Genomic DNA, 18,633 nt, shown 5'->3' with positions numbered 1-18,633 from the left:
TGCAAGGGGAGGAAGGAGGATCCCTTCAACTACCGCTTGCCAAGCTTCGGTTCGAAGCCAACGCGCAAGATATCGCCTAGAATATTAAAGCTGAGCACCGTCAGCAGAATGAATAAACCTGGGAACAACGCAAGGTATGGAGCCTGCGCGATATAGCCCTGCGCATTGTTCAGCATGCTTCCCCATGTCGCGTTTGGAGCCTGCACCCCAAATCCGAGGAAGCTGAGCGACGATTCCATCATAATCGCGGAAGCCACGTTGTTCGTTGCGGCAACGATAATGACCGGAACCAGGCTCGGGAAGATATGACGGAAAATAATGCCCAAATGATTCTGTCCGGAGGCTTTCGCATACAGCACGTACTCGCGCTCCAGAATCGTCATCGTCTCGGCCCGTATGATACGGGACATGTTCATCCACATCAGAAGCCCGATAATGAGGACGATACTCGTCAGGTTCGGCTTCAGGAACACGCTGAGCAAAAGCATGACCAAGAAGGTCGGAATCGACAAAATGACTTCCAATAAACGCATCAGCAGGTTATCGATCCAGCCGCCGAAGTAGCCGCTGACAACCCCAACGATCGTGCCGATCGTGGTTGCCAGAACCATGGCGGAGAAGCCGACCATCAGGGAGACGCGTCCTCCGTACAAGGCGCGGGCGAAGTAATCGCGGCCGTAGTCGTCGGTACCGAACCAGTGCGCGGAGCTTGGCGACTTCAGGCGCTGCAAGGCATCCAGGGCATTCGGATCTTTAGGGGAGAGAAAAGCGAAGATCGCTCCCAGTATGAAAATAACGAGAATCGCAACAGCGACGATCCCCATTTTGCTGCGTACGAGCTCTAGGCCCGCATTTCGCCACTTGGTCCGATTCATGAGCTCACCTCGTTGATTTGATTCTCGGATCGGCGAATCCGTATAAAATATCCGCAAGCAAGTTGCCAAGGATCAGGAACAAGGCGGAGAACAGCGTAATGCCCATAATGACGGGATAATCCATCCCTTTGACGGCCGTCATGCCAAGCGAGCCGATGCCCGGCCAGGAAAAGACGGTTTCCGTTACGATCGCGCCGGTAACCAGATCCGCCATGGACATGCCGAGCAGCGTAATTACCGGCAGCAGAACATGCTTCATGACGTGGCGGAACAGCACTTGCCGGCGAGTTGCGCCAAAGGCGTATTGAATCTGAACATAATCTTCCTTAAGCTGACCGATCGTGCTGGAACGGATGTAACGCACGTAGACGGACAGGAAACCAAAGGCCAGAACGACGCATGGCAGAATACCGTGCTTAACGACGTCCCAAGCGGAATGGACGCCAATCGTCCGCATGCCCATAATCGGAAGCCAGTGCAGTTCAATCGCAAATAAATAGATAAGTAAAATAGCCAGATAGAACAGGGGTACCGATATACCGATATAAGAAATCAGGTTAATGATCTTGTCCTGCCAGCGGTTACGGTTCGCTCCGGCAGTCAGGCCAAGCGGGATAGCAAGCAGCACGGACAGTGCGATGGAGCTGCCCATTAGTCCCGCGGTTGCAGGCAAACGGTCCAGGATCTGATCCATCACCGGCTGGTGATTGACTAGCGAATAGCCCAGATTGCCCTGGAACAGCTCTTTGAGCCACAGTAAATATTGAATGTAAGCAGGCTTGTCCAGCCCGAGATTATGACGGATGCGTTCAATATCCTCGGGATGCATATTCGGCGTCACGAAGGATAGAACAGGGTCTCCAGGAGCCAGCTTGATTAAGGCAAAGCAGGCGATCGAGACGAAGAGCAAGAGCGGAATCGTCTGCAGTAAGCGTCTAGCGATGAGTTGTCTCATGCGATTGTCTCCTATGCTGTTTACGGCAAAAAATAAACTGGGTTACCCCCAATGTCATTAAACTAAACGAACTTAATGACATTGGGGTAGCCCCAGCTATTTTTTGCCTATATCCATATTTAATTCTATTTTTAAGCTCACTTCATGTACAGCTTCGACGGATCTTCGAAGATAACGACCGGCTTCAGAACGGCTTCATTCAGGCCGCCGAAACGTTTGTCGATCGCAACGATTGTTTTCGTGTAGCCGACAGGGTAGATAACCGCGTCATCCGCGATTGTTTTTTGCAGCTGCTGGTAAGCTTCGCCGCGTTTCGTTGCGTCCGCTTCGCCAGCGCCTTGGTCGAACAGCTTGTCTACTTCAGGGTTGGAGTAGCGAGCATAGTTGGAGTTCGAACCGGTTGTGTAAAGGATACGGTAAGCGTCCGGATCGTAGCCCATGATGTAGCCGGCATAGGACAGCTCGTAGTCTTTCGATTTCAGGTCAACAAACTTCTGGCCGTACGCCGAAGCGTCCATGCTTTGCAGCTCAACCGTGATGCCAACGGCTTTCAGCTTTTGCTGAATGTACAGGGAAGCAGCTTCTTGCGCTTTGTTGCCGCTCGATACGATGAAGCGGAGCTTCAGGTTGCTTTCGCCAGCGGAAGCCAGCAGTTCTTTTGCTTTATTTACATCGTTGTCATACGAAGGAACGTCGTTTGTTTGGAACAGGCCATCCGGTGTTACAAAAGATTTAGCAGGGTCTGCGTATTCGCTCGAGCCGTATACCGTTTGGATCAGTTCCTCGCGGTTCAGCGCGTAAGAGATCGCTTGACGAACTTCTTTTTTCTTCAGGGCGCCAGTGTCGCTGTCTTCATTGAAGAGCAGGTAAGCCAGACGGCCTTCGGAGTAAGCTTGAATATCGAAGTTGCCCGTGCTTTCGATGGTGGATACGTCTTGCGGATCCAGGTATTTCACGTTGATCTCGCCGTTCTGCAGAGCCAGGTTAGCTGCATTGGCATCCTTCGCGATACGGTAAGTGATCGAATCCAGATGCGGCTTGCCGCCGAAGTAGTTATCGAAACGCTCAAGCGTTACGTACTCGCCCGTCTTGTACTCTTTGAACTTGAATGCGCCGGAACCAACCGGTGCGTTGTTTTTTGTGCTTTTCTCGATATTCGCTTCGCCTTCGAAAATATGCTTAGGAATAGGAGTTAATTGCACGAGAGTGGCTTCAAACGCCGGGTTTACTTGCGGCAGCTGGAATTCAACCGTTGTGTCGTCAACCTTAACCGCTTTGATCGGCTTGCCGCCCAGGATCAGGTTTTCGCGGAAGAAGCTGTTTTGCTTCTCGTCGAGAATCGTATCGAACGTGAAGACAACGTCGTCAGCCGTCAGTGGCTGGCCGTCATGCCAAGTCAGGCCGCTTTTCAGCTTCAGTGTATAAGTCAGGTTGTCAGCCGAAGGCTCAAGGCTGTCAGCCAGGTAGAAGGTTTTCTTGCCATTGTTCACTTGGAACAGCGGAGCGTAGAGAGCTTGGTCGATTGTCAGGCTGACGCGGTCGCCTGCATAGATCGGGTTAAGAACGACAGGGTCGGCTTGTACACCCAGAATCAGGTTGCCGCCGTCCTTCGCTTGATCGGCTGCCGCCGTGTTCGAAGGCGATGCTTCGGAATTATTGCCTGCAGTGTTGCCGCCGTTGTTGTTGCCGCTGCAAGCGCTAATGATTACTGCTAGAATAATGAGGGTAAGTAAAGCGGGAATGCTTTTGCGCATGATTCTATCCTCCAGTTTGTCTGTGGTGTTCTAATGTATTCATAATACATCGGATTACTCGGAATTACAATCTTTAAATTTCCACAACTAAAATTTTCAAAATCAAAAATTTCGTTTGGCAATAAATCCTTCCTTTAAGCGCGATCGCTCATCGAAATAAGCTTCGGTAAAGGATTTATTATATTTCTCTCATTATGCTCCAAAAAGCTAGAGCTGTCGATGCAAGGAAGCTCCTGTTATGCCTGTATATGACAAGGTTTCCCTGATATTAGGTGATGTTATTCATAAATTTAATGTAACCTTTACAGCTGCGCCAACGTTTGTAATAACGAGCAAAGCTTACGAAGCGCCATTGCGTAAATGGCATGGGCTCGCCAATTCGAGCAAAAAGCAATTCCTTTTTAGGAGGTAAAGTATGAAAAACAAGAGCATCACAACGAAATGGACCATTCTGCTGAGCAGTACGGTTCTGGCGGCCTGCTTATTATCGGCCTGCAACAACAATAATTCGAATGCGAATACGAACTCGTCTCCAAGTCCAACGGTATCGGCATCGCCAACCCCGACGGAATCGTCCTCGCCAGAGGTTGAAACGAAAAAAGGAGAAGGTGAATTTGTCGGCCTGGCCGACTCTCATACGGTAGAGATCACAGTGGACGGCGAAGCGGCTGCTTATCAGTTGGGGGAAGGAACGGACAGCGCGGCAGCTGCCCTTAAAGAGGGCGATAAAGTAAGCTTCGAGTACACGGAAGCAGCTATCGAAGGCGATGCAACGGCGAAATTGCTCACAATCACCAAGATCGCAAAGATCGAGAAGTCGGCTGAAGATACGCCGGCTCAAGAGCTTCCCGCAACGAAGGATTTCAAGCTCCAGCTGGAGGGCAATGAAGAGACCCGTACCGGCACGCTTGCGAAAGGCGACGGTTACGCGCTCTACATCTTCGAGCAGTTCAAATTCGATGCGGCGGCTAATAAGCTGATTATGAATGTAGACAACAATTATTACGTAGAGATCAGCAAGCTGCCGGAAGGATTCAAGCTGGACGACGTGAAGGCGGATGCGGAAAAAGAGCTTAAATCCGTAGGCGATGTGCAGACGATCGATCCGAAGGATTCAAATTCGATGCTCGGCGACTTCGATCTGATGCTCAAAGCGGCAAGCAATAAGCTGACGAAGGAAGTTATCGTGAAGACGGTGGGCGGCACAAGCTTCCTGCTCAAAGTAAATCAGCCGGTAGGAGAGCCAACCGAAGGCTTTGGACCGCTTGCTTTTACTTCGATGGGTTCAATCGTGGCACAATAAGGGTAATAGGATATGAACAGTCTCCGGGGAGCTTAGCGCTCTTCGGGGGCTGTTTTTTTTAATTTGCAATCGTATTCATTTCCGTGTAGAATACGCCAAAGTTAAGGTATAATGACCTAGAAAGGCGAGGGGGGTGTGTGGATGGAATATCAAATAGACATCGAATTTAAGCCGCTGAACGAAGCGATCAGTAGTTTGCATACCTATATTTGCCGAAAATCGCATAAGAAGCTGGATCTTTCGCCAAGCTGGGCACAGGAAACCCGTACCAACCTGACGCCGGAGCTGGCTGATTGGCTGGACGAGCTTTCCATAGACCAAGAGTGGAAATTTGCGTTCTTGCTTGTTTATTTGAGTCCGGAGGCCGATGTTCCCGGCTTTGTGAATTGGCTCTCGAAGCAGAGCACGGGTGATCTGTATGATAGGATGTCGCCTTACAGCAGCAGTTTTCCCGTAGACATGAACGCTTTTAAAGATAAGATCCTAAAGCTGTTCACTCTATGGCAGGAGCAATATTTCAAGGATATCAGCCCGCAAATATTGAGAAGCCTGGAAGAGGTCGCTGCGGAAAGAACAGGGGTCCAATCCACCACTCCGGCCTGGCAGTTCGTGGACGAGACAACGAATGGACTTATATTTGAACCCATAGCGAATCTTAATAAGCTTGTGCTGATTCCTCAGTATCATTTTCAGCCTATCAATATCGTATCGCACTTTAATCAGCTAACGCTTTGCTACTACTCCGCGAGAGTAGACCTCAGCGACGAGGATTTCATGTCCGCCCATGACTATCGGATATTAAGAAGTCTGGGAGAGAAGAGCAGGCTGAAGATCCTGCGTTATTTGCATCAAGGACCGCGGACTTTTATCGAAATTCATCGTTATCTCAAGCTGTCGAAGGGGATCACGCATGATCATATCTCCAAGCTGCGCAGCGCGGGACTGATTCATGCTCATTTCGAAGGCGAGAACCTGACGGTATACAGCTTGCGTTCCGGCGCTCTTGACCGGTTGCAGCATGTGATTATGGATTATATAACCGGTAATTAGCGAAATTTAGGATGCCGCTTTTCCCTCATTGGGGGAAGGCGGCATTTTTGTTATTTTCTTTATTTCTCTATGAGGAGAAATATTTTTTAGTTCTCTCTTTACAGAACTGTCTTAGGTTTCTATAATAGGGACTAACGATTCCAATTCATAGTTTACCAGTCGGAATTACGAAAAGTCATATTGTAACTTATGGGAGGGTTTTTATGAAGAAGTTAACTCTAGCCACAACATCCGTCGTGCTTGCCGGCACCTTGCTCCTTGCTGCTTGCTCCAATAATAGCAACGGGGGCAGTGGCAACCAAGCTCCATCGAATTCACCGGCAGCCAGCAATACATCCGCTTCGCAAGGTTCGCCAGAGACGATTCAGGCCAGCGACATCAGCAAATTGCCTGATCAAGCGAAGAAGCGGACGGATACGATTATCGTCGGACTTACCGACCCTAGCGGTGCATTTACTCCTTATTTCCAACAAAGCGGATATGACGGCAACGTTTCTTCGCTTCTTTATACCCCGCTTGTTACCGTGGATGACAAAGGCGCTCCTCAGCCAGGGCTGGCGGAGAAATGGGAAGTATCGCCTGACAGCTTGACCTATACGTTCCACCTGCGCAAAGATCTGAAATTCAGCGACGGCTCTCCGCTGACAAGCGATGACGTAGCGTTCACGTGGACGATCCTGAATGACAAGTCGTATGACGGCGACTCGCAGGTTAACACGCTCGGTATTAAAGGAAGCGCGGCTTACAAGGACGGAAGCGCGACCTCTATCGAAGGAATTAAGGTCGTTGATCCGCAGACCCTCTCCGTTACGTTGGAAAAGCCGAATGCGGCTGCTCTTGTGCTGCTTGGTTCCGATGTTCTGTCCAAAGCTTACTACGGCAAGGACTACAAGCAAGGCGATCTGGGTTATATGAAGCAGCTTAGCTCGAAGCCGCTTGGCACCGGCCCTTACAAGCTGGAGAAATTCCTTCCTGGTCAAGAGGTTCGTTTCACGGCTAATGACAACTATTACGGCGAGAAGCCAAAGACCAAAAACTTCATTTACAAAACATCCGAAGGCGACACGTGGCAATATCTGGAGACGGGCGAGGTTGACTATGCCTCCTTCAGCGCTACTACCGAAAATATAGACAAGCTGAAGTCGCTTGGCTTCGTTAATATCGTTCCGTATACACCAAGCACTTACAGCTACCTGCAGCTTAATTTCGAGCACAAGGCGCTGGATGACAAGAAGGTACGCCAAGCTTTAACCTACGGTCTTGACCGTCAGAGCATCTACGTGGATGCCAACCAGGGGGCAGGCGTTGTGGCTAACATTCCGTCTTCGCCAATCTCGTGGGCTTACACGGAAGACAATATTAATCCCTACAAATTCGACACGGAAAAAGCGAAATCGCTTCTCGATGAAGCCGGTTGGACCGTTGGTTCGGGCGGCATTCGCGAGAAAGACGGCGAGAAGCTGAAAATCCATTATCTCGGCACGAAGAGTAAGAACACGGATATCTTCATCGCGGTTGCGAAAGAAAACTTTGCGGCGCTGGGCATTGAGTTTGAGCCTGAAGTATTCGCGGATTTCAATGCGCTGGTCTCCAAGGTAGAAGGCGGAGATTATGACATGGTATCCTTCTCGACTCCGCTTCTGACGGATCCGGCTGACGGCCTGCTGCAGTTCGTAGACGGCGAGATTAAAGGCTACGACAATCCGAAGTTCAAAGAGCTGTACGAGAAAGGTCTTGCCACAACCGACATGGAAGAGCGCAAGGCGATTTATAAAGAAACGTTCCAGCTGCTTAACGATGATCTGCCAGTTATCTTTACCAACTACAAGAAGAGCGTCTATGCTTACAACGCAAGAATTGAGAACCTGTCCGTCAGCCCATTCTACGGACTGGCTTCAAGCCTGCCGAATTGGACGCTGAAGTAAAAATAATGTCCCCTGCCCGGACCTATTGCCGGGCAGGGGATGTGAGGTTAAGGAGCCGATATGAGCACTTATTTCGTGAAGAGACTGACCTACATGGCCATTATATTGCTCGCCGCTTCCTTTCTGATCTTTAGCTTGTACGCCATGACGCCGGGTGATTTCATCACCGGCAATATTAAATTAACCCCGGAACGAAAGGCGGAGCTCCGGGAAATTTACGGACTTAACAAGCCATTGATCGAGCGGTATCTCACTTGGATGAAGAACGCGGTGCACGGAGACTTCGGTTATTCCCTTGCCCAGCAGAAGCCGGTGCTCACGTTGTTCAATCAATATATCTGGAACTCATTCCTGCTTGCGATTGTTTCTACGTTCTTAACCTGGTTAATTGCCGTTGTGGTAGGGGTAATCGCGGCCTATAAGCAGTATTCCTGGTTCGATACGCTGGTCATGGTGCTGATCTTCGCCGCGATGTCCATCCCGTCCTTCTTTATCGGGTTATTCCTGATTAAGGTGCTCGCCGTTGACTTGAAGTGGCTGCCGCCGGGAGGAATGATTACGACGGGGAGCAATGCCCAAGGATTTGCCTATGTGAAGGAAGTTATTCACCATATGACGCTTCCGGTCATCGTTATGACGCTGCTGGGCGTTGGCTCGCTGACGCGTTACTTCCGCAGCAATATGATTGATGTCATTAAACAGGACTATATAAGAACCGCCCGGGCAAAAGGGCTGACCGAGCGCAAGGTGTTATTCACTCACGCCCTTCGCAATGCCTTGCTGCCTGCCATAACGCTGGTTGGCTTCGAGCTTCCGGCTTTGTTCGGCGGATCTCTAATTATAGAGAAGATCTTTAATTGGCCGGGCATCGGACAACTGTATATGCAGTCATTCGGGCTGCGCGATTATCCGCTGCTGATGGGCTTTACGATGTTTATCGCCGTACTGACGGTAATCGGAACTTTGCTGTCCGACATTCTATATCATCTCGCGGATCCGCGGGTGAAGCTGTAGGAAGGGGGGGACTTATAGATGACGGTTGCTGGCGGAGAAACGGCTCAGGGAATAAGCGTTAATAAAAATCAACCACATGCAAGATCGTCGCTGTGGCGGCAATCCTTCCGGAGGCTTGTACGCAATAAATTGGCGATAACGGGCTTTGCCGTTGTCGTGATTATGTTTTTGGCTTGTTTTATCGGTCCGTTCTTCTCTCCTTATACGGATAACAAAATCAATATGGCCTTAATGAATCATGCGCCTAGTGCCAAGCATTGGCTTGGTACGGATACCCTTGGGCGGGATGTGATGACCCGGGTGCTGCTGGCAGGCAGAATCTCGCTGACGGTTGGGCTTGCTTCCATGGTATTGTCTGTGTTTATCGGCACCCTGCTTGGCATTATAGCCGGTTACTATCGCGGCGTTGTCGACCAGCTCATTATGAGGCTGGCTGATTTGCTGCTTACGGTACCAAGCCTTCCGCTTCTATTCATTATCGGTGCCTTGCTGTCCGAGTGGAAAGTGCCGCCGGACTACCGGATGTATATCGTTATGCTGATGCTCAGCGTCGTCAGCTGGCCGGGCTTGGCCCGAATGATCAGAGGCCAGCTGTTGTCCTTGCGCGAACGGGAGTTCATGCAGGCAACCATCGTGCTGGGGCTTAGCGATAAAAGAAAGCTGTTCCGGCATCTGCTGCCGAATCTTGTACCGCTTATTATCGTCATTGCGACGCTTAATATCGGCGGTGCGATTCTTAGCGAATCCGTACTAAGCTTCTTCGGTTTAGGCGTTATGCCGCCAACGCCGACCTGGGGCAATATGATTGATGCCGCTAATAATATGATCGATTTCCAAGAGCGGCCATGGCTATGGCTGCCGCCGGGCTTCTCGATTTTTGCGACGGTTATTGCCATTAATATTTTTGGGGACGGCCTGCGCGACGTGCTGGATCCGAAACAGAAAAGGTAGGTGAGCTTCTATCATGAAGGAATTGCTAACCATTGATCATCTTCGAACCTTCTTCAAGACGGAAGCGGGTACCGTCCGGGCCGTGGACGATGTCAGCCTGCAAATCAAGCCGGGCGAGACCGTCTGCATCGTAGGGGAGTCCGGCAGCGGTAAAAGCATTACGGCGATGTCGATCATGGGACTCATTGAGAGTGCCGGGGGCAAGGTGGAAGGCGGCAGTATTCAGTTTCAGGACCGCGATCTGCTGAAGCTGTCCCGCAATGAGCTTCGCACGATCCGCGGCCACGAAATCGCAATGATCTTCCAGGAGCCGATGTCCTCGCTTAATCCGGTCCTGAAGATCGGAGAGCAAGTAATCGAGCCGCTGATGGAGCATCAGAAGCTTGGCCGGAAAGCGGCGCGCAAGCGTGCAATCGAGCTGATTAAGCAAGTCGGCATCTCCAGAGCGGAACAGATTATCGATGCGTATCCGCATGAATTAAGCGGCGGCATGCTGCAGCGCGTTATGATTGCGATGGCGATCTCCTGCGGTCCCAAGCTGCTTATTGCCGATGAACCAACCACCGCGCTTGACGTGACCATTCAGGCGCAAATCCTCGATTTGCTTCGCAGCCTGAAGGAAGAGAGCGGAATGTCGATCCTGCTTATCACCCATGATCTTGGCGTAGTAGCGGAGATGGCGGATTACGTAGCGGTTATGTATGCAGGCAAAATAGTCGAGCAAGGCGAAGTGGAGGCGATATTCGCAAATCCGAAGCATCCCTACACGAAGGGATTGCTGCGTTCGAAGCCGATTATGAACCAGCTCCAGGATGAGCTGTATTCCATTCCCGGACAAGTCCCGAATCCGCTTGAGCTGACGGAGTCGTGTTACTTCCATGACCGCTGCGAGCAGTGCATGGCCATTTGCCGTACCAAGCAGCCGGCGCTTGTTCCGGTAGGCGAATCGCAGCAAGCGGCGTGCTGGCTGTACGAGGAGGAGAAGCGGTATGCCTGAAGCATTGCTCGAAGTACGCAATCTGAAAAAATATTTCCCCATCCAGTCGGGACTTCTGAATCGGACGGTGGGTCATGTGAAAGCCGTTGATGACCTTAGCTTCACGATCCGCAAAGGCGAGACCTTTGGTCTTGTCGGCGAATCGGGCAGCGGCAAGAGCACGGTAGGGCGTTCCATCGTCCGCTTGACCGAGAAGACGTCGGGCGACGTTCTGTTTAAGGGGACGGATATCTATTCGCTTCCGAAGGATGAGCTTCGGCAAATTCGGCCGGCTCTTCAGCTTATTTTCCAGGATCCGTACAGCTCGCTGAACCCTCGGGTGCGCGTTGGCGACGCCATTGGCGAAGCGCTGCTTGACCATGGGTTGGCCGATAAATCGGAGGTTCGCGACCGGGTGCTGGAGGTGCTCGAGTTATGCGGTCTGTCGGATTATCATATCGACCGTCTTCCGCATGAATTCTCGGGCGGCCAGCGTCAGCGGATCGGAATCGCCCGGGCGCTTGCGCTGAATCCGGAGCTTATCATTGCCGATGAGCCGGTATCGGCGCTGGACGTATCGATCCAGGCCCAAATCATTAATCTATTCCGGAAGCTGCAGCAAACAAACGGATTGTCCTATTTGTTCATCTCCCATGATTTGAGCGTTGTCGAGCATCTATGCACGCGGATCGGCGTCATGTATCTCGGATCCATGGTCGAGACGGGCACAAGGGAGGATCTGTTCCTCCGTCCGCAGCATCCGTATACGAAAGCCCTGCTGTCGGCCGTTCCGATACCGATTCCGAAGCTGAAGCGGGAGCGCATTGTGCTCAGCGGCGATATTCCGAATCCGGCCAATCCGCCATCCGGCTGCAAATTCCACACCCGCTGCCCTTTCGCGACGGAACGCTGCAAGGAAGAGGTACCGGCCCTTCGGACCATTGGCACCGACCATATGGTTGCTTGCCATTTGGTGTAAGGGACGCATGGAAAAGGACTCTCCCAGCCGTTATCGGAAGATAACCGTTGAGAGAGTCCTTTTTTGTTTGAGCAAGAAGGAATAGATGTTGTTTCGCTTTACTTTTCCAGCAGCTCTTTCATGATTTTTCTTCCCGTCGGGGTCTGGGCGAGCCCGCCTTTGGCTGTCTCCCGCAAGGATTCCGGCATCGCTGTGCCAACCTCCAGCATGACCTGCACGACTTCGTCGGACGGGATGACGCTGCGGACTCCCGCAAGCGCCATGTCCGCCGCCGCAAGCGCGGTTACCGCTCCGAATCCGTTGCGGACGATGCAGGGCACTTCAACTAGACCGCCGACCGGATCGCAGACGAGGCCAAGCGAGTTTTTGAGCGCGAGCCCCACGGCATGAACCGCCTGGGCTGGCGATGCGCCCCTTAAGTCGGCGAGCGCGCCGGCCGCCATGCCGATTGCCGAACCAACCTCGGCCTGGCAGCCGCCTTCCGCGCCGGACACAAACGAATTATTGGCGATGACATAGCCGATGGCGCCGGCTGCGAATAAGCCCTCAACCATTTGCTCGTCGCTCCAGCCGAACCGTTCCTGACAGCTGATTAAAACGCCGGGTATAATGCCGCATGAACCTGCCGTTGGCGTTGCGATGATCCGGCCCATGGAGGCATTTACTTCGGAGACGGCCAGCGCGTACGCCATCGCAAGGCTTGCGTCCTCACCCAGCAGACTCGCCCGTTTGTCCCTGTAAGCCATAACGCGCTTGGCGTCCTGGCCGGTCAGGCCGCTTGGGGAGGTGGTGTCCTCCGTTAACCCTCTGCGCACGGCTTCTTTCATCACTTCAAAATAGGATGCCATCTGCGCAAATTCCTCTTCCGGCGCTTTACCCGATTCCTGGGATTGTTCCTGCACCATATACCGTCCAATGGACAAGCCGCTTTGCTCCGCTTTTTCGGCTAGTTCCTTTAAAGTGCGAAAATTCATTCGTGGTGACTCCTTTCTCCTGTTGACGTCCTCATTTCACTAAGCGGATGGCTTGAATGCCCGGGTAGCCGTTCAATTTCTCCAGCAGCTCCGCGGAAATGGCCTGGTCCGTCTCAATGGCCATCATCGCCTGTCCGCTCCTGTTCTTCCGGTCAACCGACATATAGCCGATATTGATGCCTTCCTCCTGCAGAAGCCGCGTCACCTCGGCAATCATCCCGGGAGAATCGGTATGCCAGATCACAAGCGTCGGGTATTGGCCCGTCAGCTTCACCTTGAAACCGTCAACGCTGACGATTTCGATGTTCCCTCCGCCGATGGAAGTGCCAACGATCGTAAAGGAAGGCTCTTCTTCGTGCTCCCGGTACAATCGCAGCTCCGCGGTATTCGGATGAGGAAATAGTCCTTTCCCCGTCTGAACCTCTACCAGAATACCTGCTTCGGCAGCTATCCTGAGCGAATCCGGCAGGCGGATATCGTCCGTCTCCATGTCCAGCAGCCCGCCAACGATAGCGGAGTAAGTGCCATGGCCGATGTAGGTCGCTGCAAAAGAGCCGTAGAAAATCACGTCCGCGCGAGCCGGCATGGCGCCGAACAATTGTCTGGCTAAGCGTCCGATTCGGGCAGCTCCCGCGGTGTGGGAGCTGGAGGGACCGACCATAGCCGGACCAATGATGGAAAATACGTCTTTGAATCTCATGATTGCCTCCCTCGGGTGAAACGCTGCCGGTTCGGCAGCCGATTAGCTTCGAACAACCGCCTGATGCTCCGACATCCGCGGCGGCGTGATTTCTTTTGGCACAAGACAGTCATAGGCATGCCCGTCCAGCCGCGTCTCAAGCTCGGCTTTGGCTGCCGCCGCAAGCTCTTCGCTTCTCAGTACTTCGACCGCGGCACAAGCCATGACTTTGCCTGCCAGCAGCATTCCTTTATGCGCGTAAGAGGATTGTCCCTGCGCAACCGTCTGCCAGGCATGCAGCGGCGTGCCGAATGCCATCGTTGTTGTGACGCATTGCGCGGTCGGCACGTTCCAACTGACGTCCGCCACATCCGTCGAGCCTGCCATCCACATTTCGCGCTCGTCGTTGTAAGGGGCGACGAATCCGGGGAGCGGCCGCTCCGCGAGAAGGGCGGCGAGCTCGCGGCCGAACGTTTGGCCTGCTTCCAGCTTGTCCTCGGGGGACAACGATTCGTAAATGGCCTTGGCGTAGCCGTATTCCGCTTCCGTATATTCAGGCGCGCCGAGCTCGTTTAAATGCTTGTGCATGACGGCCTGCAGCGTGCTGTTCGGTACCAGGTTGGCGCAGGCACCTTCAATGGTATGCTCCATCGTTGTCCCGGTCATAAGGGCGGCACCGCGGGCAAGATCAACAACCCGGTCATGCAAGGCGCGAACCATGTCCGTCTTGGGAGCCCGGATCAGATAGGTTACTTCCGCTTCCTTCTGCACCACGTTTGGCGACAATCCGCCCGAATTGGTTATCGCATAATGGAGTCTAGCCTTGTCGACAATATGCTCTCGCAAATAGTTTGCCCCGATATTCATTAACTCGACCGCATCCAGCGCGCTTCGTCCCTGATGAGGAGCAGCCGCCGCGTGGGCGCTTTTGCCGAAGAATTTGAATGTCGCGTGAAGGACAGCGTTCGAGGAGCCATGCATGACGGCGTTCAAAGATGCGGGATGCCAGCTGAAGGCCGCGTCAACGCCGGCGAATTTCCCTTCCCGTGCCAGGAAGGTTTTGCCGTAGCCGCTTTCCTCCGCCGGGCAGCCGTAATATTTGACCGTCCCCGGGAGGCCGTTCGCGACCATGTAATCCTTTACGGCAACCGCTGCGGCAAGCGCGCCTGCTCCGAGCAGATTATGTCCGCAGCCATGCCCATTCGCGTTAGGCGTAACGGGATCGAATTCGGCTATTTCCGCTTTCTGGCTAAGCTCCGTTAACGCATCGTATTCGCCGAGAAGGGCGACAACCGGGCTTCCGGCGCCAAAGGTGGCGATAAATCCCGTCTCCAGCCCGGCGGGACTTTGCTCGATGCTAAAGCCTTCCTTCTCCAGAATGCCGCTTAACAAAGCGGCTGATCGGAATTCCTCAAACCGCGTTTCCGCGAAAGTCCAGATTTGATCGCTGGCGGAGATGAACTGCTCTTTTTTGCGATCGATGAGCTTCGAGATTTCCTGCGTGATTTCTATGGACATGGTTGAACACCTCGCGTTAGTTTTAGTTGGTAACGGAATCGACGACAGCTTGGGATTGAGCATTTGCTTTCGGACGAGCCAGCATGAGCGCAGCCGCGCAAAGGACGGCAAATACGACGAGCAAGACGAAAGCTGAATTGTAGGATCCGCCCGAGGCATCCACCATAAAGCCCATAAGCATCGGTGTCAGGAAGCCGGCAAGCTGGGCACCCGTATTAATGAAGCCGTTCGCCGTTGCGACTTGCGATTCGTGCATGGTCTTCAAGCAGTTGGATGCGATCAGCGTTGCGATAAAAGCGAATAAAACGCCAATGATGGTCTGATAAGTAATGAAAAGGAAAATGCTGCCGGCGTTGCTCATGAGATAGAGGCAGACCCCGACCAATACGGCCAGCACCGCGCCGGCTTTCTTGTCCTTGCCTTCCGGAATGCGGTCAAGCAGATAGCCGCTGAACAGCATCGCGATAATGCCTGCAAGGGATGGGAAAATGCTGAGCGTCCCGACCTGCGTCATATCCAGCCCGCGAACGTTGATCATATAAGTTGGCATCCATGCGGAGAGCCCCCAGTTGACCGCGTAAATACTGAAGTAGCCAATGAATAGATTCCAGATCATCGGGGTCTTGAGCACGGTTTTGAGCGTGGATTTCGGCTTTGCCGCGGGTTGTCCCGAAGGGACTTCCTGGATGGCGGCGCGCTTCGGCTCCTTCAGGAAGAAGAAAATAAAGAGGCTTACGACAAGGCCGACCGCCCCGATAATATAGAACAACTTCTGCCAGCCTATGGTTCCGCTGGATGCCGCATAGATGAATGGCGTTGCGATCCCCATAATGGCACCGGAGGAAAGCATTAGCGCCATCGCCCGGCTCCGTTCATTAAGCGGGAACCAGCTTGCAATGGCTTTCGAGCCGGAAGGGAAGAAGCTGCCCTCTCCAAGGCCGAACAAGAAACGGATCGCGATCAGAGACACGGCCGACCAGGCTGCGCCGGTCAAGATGGTGAAGATCGACCACATGAAGATTGCAGTCACGATAACCTTGCGGTAACCGAACCGGTCGGCCAGCGCGCCGCCCGGTATTTGCATCAGCGCGTAGCCAAGGAAGAAGCTGCTGAGAATGACGCCTTGAGTGGATGCGCTAAGTCCAAGATCCTTCGTAATATCAACAACGGAGTAGTTGATGACGAACCGGTCCAGATTGCCGAGACACCAGCCGAGAAAAAGCAAGATCAGAACGACGTATTTCTTTTTAGAACCTGTTGCATTCCCCATCTTTGTTACCTTCCTTCTCATGTAATGGTAGATTTCGATTAGGTATATTTATAAATTACAAGATTCAATTCCGAGAAACAATGTGCATTCCTCCAGAAGAATAGCTATAATACTGTACATATAAACATTGCTGGCAGGTGGAGCTCTATGTATCGGAATATGGGCAATTCACGCATCATACAAGGGAAATACGAGATTTGGATCAGTCAAAGCTTTAAATATTGGGCCTTATTGGAGTCCAGGGGAGGGCTGAAGCCGGATACTTCGGAGTTTGCGAATCCCTTTGAGATAAGCCACGCTTATTGGGAGAAAAAAGCTGGATATATGTTAGTTTATCTACCATATGGTATTCATACCGTCATTGCGGTTCGTATCCAAACCGAGCTTCTTGAGCTTACCGAGGATGATTTATTCCATTTGTCGACCGGCTTATACCCTTATTATTCGGAAGCCAGCTTGAAGCAGCAGGAAGTAAAATTGAACAAAATGATGGAAAGCATCCGGGAAGTAACGCAATCGGTTAATCTGGACGAGCTGCTCAGCAAAATTCTTAAGAACGCGCTCTCGGTTATCCCTTATGAAACGATAGGCGTGTTATGGATGTATGATCCGGCGCTTGGCCGTCTTAAGGTGCGGGCGAAGGCTGGCGAAATCGGAAAAGAAATGCTTAAGATGGCCATAAAGCCGGATGAAGGGATGATAGGAAAGACGTTTCGCAGAGGAACGCCTAAGCTGTACCGCGACTTCGACGAGATTCTGATCGATTTCGGAGATATGACAGCGGAGAATGTAGAGCATTTGACGCACGCGTACGATTTTATGCAGAGCAAGTCGATCGTCACGGTGCCGATTCTCGTTCATAACAAGCCTGAATGCGTCCTTATTGTCTACCAGACCGGCAAAAAACCGCTGTTGACCGAGCAGGATATGCAGCTCTTGCAGGGCTTCGCCGATCAGGTATCGATCGCCATTACGAATGCCCGGTTAATTGAGGATTTGCGCAGACAAAACCTGGAGCTTCGCAGGAGGGATGAGATTCATGCCTCTCTCGTCAAGCTGTCTCTTCAGAATAAAGGAGCCGCCTCTATTGCTTCGGAGCTTAGCAAGATGATAGGCCTGCCGCTTATTTATGTGGATCTGCTGGAGAATAAGTGGCATCCCGAGCGGAAGCGTGGGGCTTCGGGGTTAAGCGGGGAGGAGCTGCTTCGGCTCTATGCCCGCGAGCAAGGCCCTTCTTATCGGCAAGCGGAAGAATCGGGGAATAGCCCCGGCAAAAAGCTTTTTTGCTATCCCATAGTGGCATCCTCCGCCTGCTTGGGGTATTTGCTCGTCGAACTGACGGGCGGGCTGGATTCCCTGCAGCAGATTGCAATCGAGCAGGGGGCTTCCGTCTTGGCGCTGGAGCTGCTGAGGAAGCAGTCACTTTCCGAATTTTATTACAAGAAGACGCAAGATACGTTTCTTGAGCTTATTCATGCGAAAAATCCCGACGTATGGAGGGAAAAGGCCGACTTGCTCGGGATCGACACCGCGCTTCCCTTGATGGTTGCGGTATCGGAGTTGAGCTCTCCGGCTCCATCTGCCGAGCTGAACCTGCATGTTTACCGCTTTGTCGTTGATTTGCGCGAAGCGCTGGGGCAGCAAATCCTCGTGCCCGTCATCTTCGCCAGCGGCAATAAAGTGACGATCGTGCTTCAGTCAAGGAAGAACGAAGCGGTGGTGCTGAAGCGGTTCCGTTCCTTCTTGGGCAGCTGGGAGCAGTATTCGAATCTCAGAATCCGAACGGGAGCCGGTTCGTTCTTCAGGGATCTTCATGCGGCAGGCAGCAGCCATGGCGAAGCCGATAAAGCGTTGTCTTATCTGGCCGCAAGAGGAAGCTACGCCTTTATGCTGTATTCGGATATCGGGCTGAACCGTCTGTTCATCCGCCATCCGAAGGAGGAGCTTGAAGCGTTTGTCCGGGAAATCTTCGAGCCGCTTCAACAGGCGAAGAGTCAGGGCTCCGGGCTTGCCGACACGCTCCTCACGTACATGGCCTCCGACCGTTCGGCCAGCCTCGCAGCTGATAAGCTGCATATTCATATCAATACGCTGTACCTTCGTTTGAGAAAAATAGAGGATCTGCTAGGCTTATCGTTCGACGATCCGGAGAACGTACTCCGGATTCAGCTTGCCTGCTACCTGAAGCAGTCGTCTCGAGAGTAGGTATAGGTGAGGTCGGGTAACGCTACAATGGAATTCATCCAATAAAATGCGACTAAAATGAAGTATTCCTGAACCTACATTGGATTTTATCCAGCATAATTGCCGCTTTGGAGCAAAAAACGCCAAGAATGGGTAATTTCACGGTATGGAATCCAATGTATAAGTTGAACCTCAGCCATTTTGCGTAAATACGTTGTACAGAATC

Annotated in this window: 15 protein-coding genes; 8 read left to right on the top strand and 7 right to left on the bottom strand. The window is 52.3% G+C overall.

Annotated elements, in window-relative coordinates; all coding sequences use genetic code 11:
• Positions 1-29: 29 nt before the first annotated feature.
• From PGL01S_RS24285 to PGL01S_RS24275, 3 genes are all read right to left on the bottom strand, one after another.
• The gene (locus tag PGL01S_RS24285) at positions 30-875 is read right to left on the bottom strand and encodes an ABC transporter permease (protein ID WP_127497226.1); all 846 of its coding nucleotides are present in this window, start codon (positions 873-875) and stop codon (positions 30-32) included.
• 4 nt (positions 876-879) lie between these two features.
• Entirely contained in the window at positions 880-1,830 is a 951-nt protein-coding gene (locus PGL01S_RS24280; RefSeq protein ID WP_127497224.1) for an ABC transporter permease, read from the bottom strand.
• A gap of 137 nt (positions 1,831-1,967) precedes the next feature.
• On the bottom strand, positions 1,968-3,584 hold the full coding sequence (locus PGL01S_RS24275) for an ABC transporter substrate-binding protein (protein WP_127497222.1): 1,617 nt from the start codon (positions 3,582-3,584) through the stop codon (positions 1,968-1,970).
• 415 nt (positions 3,585-3,999) lie between these two features.
• Here PGL01S_RS24275 and PGL01S_RS24270 point away from each other — a divergent pair, with 415 nt between their 5' ends.
• The 7 genes from PGL01S_RS24270 to PGL01S_RS24240 all read left to right on the top strand — a co-directional run bounded on the left by PGL01S_RS24270 (position 4,000) and on the right by PGL01S_RS24240 (position 11,782).
• The gene (locus PGL01S_RS24270) at positions 4,000-4,887 is read left to right on the top strand and encodes a DUF8580 domain-containing lipoprotein (protein ID WP_127497220.1); all 888 of its coding nucleotides are present in this window, start codon (positions 4,000-4,002) and stop codon (positions 4,885-4,887) included.
• 141 nt (positions 4,888-5,028) lie between these two features.
• Positions 5,029-5,937: an ArsR/SmtB family transcription factor gene (locus PGL01S_RS24265; protein ID WP_127497218.1), complete on the top strand. Its 909-nt coding sequence runs from the start codon at positions 5,029-5,031 to the stop codon at positions 5,935-5,937.
• Positions 5,938-6,140: 203 nt separating this feature from the next.
• Positions 6,141-7,862: an ABC transporter substrate-binding protein gene (locus tag PGL01S_RS24260; protein WP_127497216.1), complete on the top strand. Its 1,722-nt coding sequence runs from the start codon at positions 6,141-6,143 to the stop codon at positions 7,860-7,862.
• Positions 7,863-7,922: 60 nt separating this feature from the next.
• Positions 7,923-8,876 (top strand): ABC transporter permease, encoded by a 954-nt coding sequence (locus PGL01S_RS24255; protein ID WP_127497214.1) that lies wholly within the window; start codon positions 7,923-7,925, stop codon positions 8,874-8,876.
• Positions 8,877-8,894: 18 nt separating this feature from the next.
• Positions 8,895-9,827, top strand: coding sequence for an oligopeptide ABC transporter permease (gene opp4C / locus PGL01S_RS24250; RefSeq protein WP_127497212.1), 933 nt, complete (start codon positions 8,895-8,897; stop codon positions 9,825-9,827).
• Positions 9,828-9,840: 13 nt separating this feature from the next.
• Positions 9,841-10,824: an ABC transporter ATP-binding protein gene (locus PGL01S_RS24245; RefSeq protein ID WP_127497210.1), complete on the top strand. Its 984-nt coding sequence runs from the start codon at positions 9,841-9,843 to the stop codon at positions 10,822-10,824.
• On the top strand, positions 10,817-11,782 hold the full coding sequence (locus PGL01S_RS24240; protein WP_127497208.1) for an ABC transporter ATP-binding protein: 966 nt from the start codon (positions 10,817-10,819) through the stop codon (positions 11,780-11,782). The genes PGL01S_RS24245 and PGL01S_RS24240 overlap by 8 nt, the downstream gene beginning before the upstream one ends.
• Positions 11,783-11,880: 98 nt before the next feature.
• Here PGL01S_RS24240 and sdaAA read toward each other — a convergent pair whose 3' ends face one another.
• Genes sdaAA through PGL01S_RS24220 form a run of 4 tightly spaced genes read right to left on the bottom strand, consistent with a single transcriptional unit; the run spans position 11,881 to position 16,223 of the window.
• Positions 11,881-12,756 (bottom strand): L-serine ammonia-lyase, iron-sulfur-dependent, subunit alpha, encoded by an 876-nt coding sequence (sdaAA, locus tag PGL01S_RS24235; RefSeq protein WP_127497206.1) that lies wholly within the window; start codon positions 12,754-12,756, stop codon positions 11,881-11,883.
• A 31-nt stretch (positions 12,757-12,787) separates the two neighbouring features.
• A complete protein-coding gene (sdaAB, locus tag PGL01S_RS24230; protein WP_127497204.1) occupies positions 12,788-13,456 on the bottom strand; it encodes an L-serine ammonia-lyase, iron-sulfur-dependent subunit beta in 669 nt (222 codons plus the stop codon).
• Between the two features lie 42 nt (positions 13,457-13,498).
• Positions 13,499-14,947 (bottom strand): M20 family metallopeptidase, encoded by a 1,449-nt coding sequence (locus tag PGL01S_RS24225; RefSeq protein ID WP_127497312.1) that lies wholly within the window; start codon positions 14,945-14,947, stop codon positions 13,499-13,501.
• A gap of 28 nt (positions 14,948-14,975) precedes the next feature.
• Positions 14,976-16,223 carry an MFS transporter gene (locus PGL01S_RS24220; RefSeq protein ID WP_127497201.1) on the bottom strand — a complete coding sequence of 416 codons (1,248 nt, stop codon included), beginning with the start codon at positions 16,221-16,223 and terminating at the stop codon, positions 14,976-14,978.
• 147 nt (positions 16,224-16,370) lie between these two features.
• Between PGL01S_RS24220 and PGL01S_RS24215 the strand changes: the two genes are divergently transcribed.
• The gene (locus tag PGL01S_RS24215; protein ID WP_127497199.1) at positions 16,371-18,428 is read left to right on the top strand and encodes a helix-turn-helix domain-containing protein; all 2,058 of its coding nucleotides are present in this window, start codon (positions 16,371-16,373) and stop codon (positions 18,426-18,428) included.
• Positions 18,429-18,633: the final 205 nt, after the last annotated feature.

The organism is Paenibacillus glycanilyticus NBRC 16618 (assembly GCF_004000805.1).
GTDB classification, from domain to species: domain Bacteria; phylum Bacillota; class Bacilli; order Paenibacillales; family Paenibacillaceae; genus Pristimantibacillus; species Pristimantibacillus glycanilyticus.
This window is presented reverse-complemented; position numbering and strand designations above follow the sequence as displayed.